At 68.8% G+C, this 5,365-nt stretch carries 3 protein-coding genes and 1 tRNA gene; 2 read left to right on the top strand and 2 right to left on the bottom strand.

Going from position 1 to position 5,365, the window contains the following annotated elements; all coding sequences use genetic code 11:
- Positions 1 to 134: 134 nt before the first annotated feature.
- Positions 135 to 1,271 carry a L,D-transpeptidase gene (locus VF330_RS02730; protein WP_330849868.1) on the bottom strand — a complete coding sequence of 379 codons (1,137 nt, stop codon included), beginning with the start codon at positions 1,269 to 1,271 and terminating at the stop codon, positions 135 to 137.
- A 282-nt stretch (positions 1,272 to 1,553) separates the two neighbouring features.
- On the opposite strand from VF330_RS02730, the gene VF330_RS02725 reads away from it, so the two are divergent.
- A tRNA-Lys gene (locus tag VF330_RS02725) sits at positions 1,554 to 1,627 on the top strand.
- A 336-nt stretch (positions 1,628 to 1,963) separates the two neighbouring features.
- Complete coding sequence (ileS, locus tag VF330_RS02720; RefSeq protein WP_330849867.1) at positions 1,964 to 5,101, top strand: isoleucine--tRNA ligase; 3,138 nt, start codon at positions 1,964 to 1,966, stop codon at positions 5,099 to 5,101.
- Between the two features lie 60 nt (positions 5,102 to 5,161).
- Here the strand turns inward: ileS and VF330_RS02715 are convergent.
- Positions 5,162 to 5,365: fasciclin domain-containing protein (locus tag VF330_RS02715; RefSeq protein ID WP_330849866.1), on the bottom strand; the 204-nt coding region annotated here is incomplete at its 5' end.

Genomic DNA, 5,365 nt, shown 5'->3' with positions numbered 1-5,365 from the left:
GCAGCTGGAGCAGGCACTGGAGAGCTACACCGGCACGTTGCTGCTGGTCACGCACGACCGGCGGATGCTGGAGGCCGTGCGGGTGAACCGTCACCTGACCGTCGCGGACGGACAGGTGACGGTCTCCTAGAACATCAGCGGTTGCCCTGGACCCACGTGGTCCACGGGACCTGCCAGTCGCCGAAGCCGTCCCACGACTCGAGCGCGGGGCCGCCGGAGTTGGCCACGGTGACGACGTCGCCCTGCTTGCTGTTGTCGAACACCCACCGGGCGTTCTCGGGCGAGAGGTTGAGGCAGCCGTGGCTCACGTTGCGGTTGCCCTGGTCGCCGATGGACCACGGCGCGCTGTGGAAGAAGATGCCGCTGTTGGACATGCGGTAGGCCCAGTCGACCGGCGTCTTGTAGCCGCCGTTCTCCAGCGCCAGGCCGTACGTCGTCGAGTCCATGATCATGTGGTCGTGCTTCTCCATCAGCACGTACGTGCCGGTGGGGGTGGTGTTGGCCGCGTTGCCCATCGAGGTCGGCATGGTCTTCACGACCTGGCCGTTGACCTTCACGTTGACCTGGTGCGTCTGGCCGTCGGCCTCGTAGATGACCTCGTCGCCGACCGTCGTGGTGATCGTGCGGTCTTCCTGGCCGTAGATGCCGTCACCGATGTGCTTGCCGTAGACCTTGATGTTCATCGTGATCTTGGTGCCCGGCTTCCAGAACTTCTCCGGACGCCAGTGCACCTCCTTCTTGTTGAACCAGTAGAAGGCGCCCTCGACCTTGGGCTCGGTGGTGATCTCGAGCATCTTCTCGGCCGCGGCCTTGTCGGCCACCGGCTCGTCGAAGTAGAAGGCCAGCGGCTGGCCGACGCCGACCGTCGTGCCGTCCTGCGGGTTCGTCGACACGTACGTGAGCGTGCGCGGCTTCACCGTGGTGAAGGTCGACTCCTTGGTCTGCGGCTTGCCGTCCTCACCGGCGGCGGTGGCGACGAGCTTGTACGTCTTCGCGTACCCGAGCGGCTCGGTGTTCGTCCACTGCGTCGACTCGGGGTTCATCTTCCCCTCGACGACCTTGCCCTCGGGGTTGGTCAGCTTGACGTCGGTGAGCTTCCCGTCGGCCGCCGTGGCGATGACCGGCAGTCCCGGCGCCACGTCGGCCGCGCCGTTGTTCAGCGCCAGCGTCAGCGTCACGGGCTTCGGCGGAGGAGGAGCGGCACTCGACTCCCCGCCGGCGGCGATGGTCGCCGGGCTCCCCCCACCCGAACAGCCTGCGATCAGGATCACAGCGACCCCCGCCGCAGCCACCCCGAGACCGCGCCTGCTCCACATCCCCATCGACGCACTTCCGATCTGCTTGTCGCCACTCCCGAGACTGCCTGCGCGTTAGGTGCTTTGGCGTCCCCCGATTAGGTGACGACACGAGGTGCCCCGAAGTTGCTCAAGTGGCCGGATCGTTACGTGGCCGATGCACCCCGAAACCGGCGCTGACCAGCCGATTGGGAGCGCGCGTGAGCCGTGTGCTAACGTTCTCCACGTCGGAACGGAACGTTACCGGCACACAAACAAGCGCCGCTAGCTCAGTTGGTTAGAGCAGCTGACTCTTAATCAGCGGGTCCGGGGTTCGAGTCCCTGGCGGCGTACTCCGGAGAAGCGGGCAGAGATTCGTCTCTGCCCGCTTCTCCGCATTTCACGGGTTCCTCCCCGTTCTCCGAATGCGGTTTCTCGCGGACCGCCACCTGGCGCTACCCTCAGCGCCAACAGCGTCGATCCGGCCATCACCGGGGAGCTTCCGGAAGAACGGGCGGTCACCGCCCCAGTAGAACCGGACGGTGCCGCACGTCACGCGGTGTCAAATGAGTGGTGCCCGTTTCCTCGGGCGCAAGCGGGGTGGTACCGCGGAGCTCGGACCGGCGTCCGGGTCTTCGTCCTCGCGAGCGGCTACGCCGCACTTCACAGTGCGTTGGAACGAGGAGCACATGGCGGAGCATTCGCCTTTCTCCACCTTGCCGGGCAAGGTGGACTTCGGAGCCCTGGACCGGCGGATCACCGCCTGGTGGCAGGAGAAGGACGTTTTCGCGCGGAGTCTGGAACAGACCGCGCAGGGGCCGGCGTGGGTGTTCTACGAGGGACCGCCCACCGCGAACGGCCACCCGGGAACGCACCACGTCGAGGCGCGGGTCTTCAAGGACGTGTTCCCCCGCTACCGCACGATGAAGGGGTACTCCGTGCCCCGCCAGGCGGGGTGGGACTGCCACGGTCTGCCGGTCGAGCTCGCGGTCGAGAAGGAGCTCGGGATCACCGGCAAGCCGGAGATCGAGAAGTTCGGCGTCGCCGAGTTCAACGCGCGGTGCCGGGAGTCCGTGCTGCGCCACGTCGGCGAGTTCGCCGAGCTCACGGAGCGCATGGGCTACTGGATCGACCTCGAGAACCCCTACGAGACGATGTCGCCGGAGTACGTCGACAGCGTGTGGTGGTCGCTCAAGCGCATCCACGAGGGCGGCAAACTGGTCGAGGACTTCCGGGTCGCGCCGTACTGCCCGCGTGACGGCACGACGCTGTCCGACCACGAGGTCGCACAGGGCTACGAGACGGTGACCGACCCGTCGGTGTACGTGCGAATGCCGCTCCTCGAGCCGTTGGCGGGCCACTCGGACGTCGACCTGCTCGTGTGGACGACGACGCCGTGGACGCTCGTGTCCAACACGGCGGTCGCGGCGAACCCCGAGGTCACCTACGTGGTGGCGCGCACGGGCGACGGCACGTTCGTCCTCGCCGAGCCCCTGCTGGGCGACGTGCTGGGCGAGGACGCCGAGGTGCTGGCCTCGCTGCAGGGCGCGGAGCTGGCGGGGCTCAAGTACCGCCGTCCGTTCGACCTCGTCGAGATCCCCGACGCGCACCTGGTCGTGCTGGCCGACTACGTCACCGTCACCGACGGCACGGGCCTGGTCCACCAGGCGCCCGCGTTCGGTGCCGAGGACCTCGCGGTCTGCCGCGCGAACGGGCTGCCGCTGGTCAACCCCGTCGGTCCGGACGGCCGCTTCCTCGACGAGGTGCCGATGGTCGGCGGCGTCTTCTTCAAGGACGCCGACGCGGTCCTGGTCGAGGACCTCACCGCGCGCGGGCTGCTGTTCCGCTACCTGCGCTTCGAGCACCCGTACCCGCACTGCTGGCGGTGCCACACGCCGCTGATGTACTACGCGCAGCCGTCCTGGTACATCCGCACGACGGCGGTGCGCGACGAGCTGATGCGGGAGAACGAGAAGACCAACTGGTTCCCCGACCACATCAAGCACGGCCGCTACGGCGACTGGCTGAACAACAACGTCGACTGGGCGTTGTCGCGCTCGCGGTACTGGGGCACGCCGCTGCCGTTGTGGCGCTGCGCCGACGGGCACGTCACGGCCATCGGCTCCCGCAAGGAGCTGGGCGAGCTGGCGGGCGCCGACCTCTCCGAGCTCGACCCGCACCGCCCGTACATCGACGCGATCACGTTCGCCTGCCCCGACTGCGGCCAGACCTCGTCGCGCGTGCCGGAGGTGATCGACGCCTGGTACGACTCGGGCGCGATGCCGTTCGCCGCGCTCGGGTACCCGCACGTGCCCGGCAGCGAGGAGAAGTTCGCGGCGCAGTTCCCCGCGCAGTACATCTGCGAGGCGATCGACCAGACGCGTGGCTGGTTCTACACGCTGATGGCCGTGAACACGCTGGTGTTCGACCAGTCGCCGTACGAGAACGTCGTGTGCCTGGGCCACATCATGGCCGAGGACGGCCGCAAGATGAGCAAGCACCTCGGCAACATCCTGGCGCCCATCCCGTTGATGGACGCCCACGGTGCCGACGCGCTGCGCTGGTTCATGGCCTGCTCGGGTTCGCCGTGGGCGCCGCGCCGGATCGGTCCCGGCCCGCTCGACGAGATCGTCCGGAAGGTCCTGCTGACCTACTGGAACACCGCGTCGTTCTTCGCCCTCTACGCCGCCCAGCAGCAGTGGCGTCCCGAGGACGCCCGGCCCGCCGCGGAACGGCCCGTGCTGGACCGCTGGGTCCTGGGCGAGCTGAACGCGCTGGTCGCCGCGGTCGACGAGCGCATGGAGAACTACGACACGGCCAAGGCGGGCCGGCTGCTCGCGGACTTCGTGGACGACCTGTCCAACTGGTACGTCCGCCGGTCCCGCACGCGGTTCTGGCAGGGCGAGCCGGACGCGCTGGTGACGCTGTACGAGTGCCTCGAGGTGCTGACCAGGCTGCTGGCGCCGCTCCTGCCGTTCGTCACGGAGGAGGTGTGGCAGCTGGTCGTGCGTCCCGGCAACCCGGACGCGACGGAGTCGGTGCACCTGGCGACGTGGCCGGTGGCCGACACCGCACTGGTCGACGAGAAGCTGGCCGCGGAGGTCCGCACGGCCCGTGCGCTCGCCGAGGCAGGCCGGGCCGCGCGCAAGGCCAGCAAGGTGCGCATCCGGCAGCCGCTACGGCGGGCGCTCGTGGGCCTGCCGGCCGGGGAGACCCTGTCGCAGGACCTGCTCGACGACATCGCCGACGAGCTGAACCTCAAGGCGCTGCAGCCGTTCGACGCCGACAGCCACGTGATCGACGTGGTCGTGAAGGCGAACTTCCGCGAGCTGGGCAAGCGCTTCGCGAAGCAGACGCCGCTGGTGGCCAAGGCGATCACCGCCGAGGACCCGCGCAAGCTCGTCGAGGCGTTGCGCCAGAACGGTTCCGCGACCGTGGCACTGGCCGACGGCGAGGCGACCGTCGGACCGGACGACGTGGTGGTCACCGAGGTGCCGCGCAGCGGCTGGGTCGTCGAGTCGCAGCGCGGCGTGACGATCGCGCTGGACGTCGAGCTCACCCCCGAGCTCGCGGCCGAGGGCACGGCGCGTGACCTGGTCCGCGTGGTGCAGGTGGCCCGTCGCGAGGCCGGTTTCGAGATCTCCGACCGGATCGAGCTAGTGATCGCGGCCGGACCGGAGGTGCGGGCGAGCGTGGCCGAGCACGAGGCGTTCATCGCGAAGGAGACCCTGGCGGTGTCGGTCGCGCTGGCCGACTCGCTGCCGGACGGCTCCGCCGGGACCGCGGGCGACGGCTGGGACGTCACCGTGCAGGTGACGAAGGTCTGACGTAGTGCGAAAAGGGCGGGGCTGACCGAAGTCAGCCCCGCCCTTTCGGTTACTCGGTCATCAGGCGGGGAGCAGCACCGTGTCGATGAGGTACACGGTGGCGTTGGCGGTGTGCACGCCGCCGCAGATCACGTTGGCGTCGTTGACCTTCAGCGCGTCCTTGGTGCCGCTGACCTTGACGGTGCCGGTCTCGACGGTCTTCTGGTCGCCGACGATCTTGTCGGGCGAGATCTGGCCGGGGACGACGTGGTAGGTCAGGATCTT

This window comes from Lentzea sp., from assembly GCF_036380075.1.
GTDB lineage: Bacteria > Actinomycetota > Actinomycetes > Mycobacteriales > Pseudonocardiaceae > Lentzea.
This window is presented reverse-complemented; position numbering and strand designations above follow the sequence as displayed.

What these genes read in the sequence shown, in the direction of transcription:
- ileS (WP_330849867.1), top strand. Translation starts at nt 1,964, where the DNA reads ATGGCGGAGCATTCGCCTTTCTCCACCTTGCCGGGCAAGGTGGACTTC.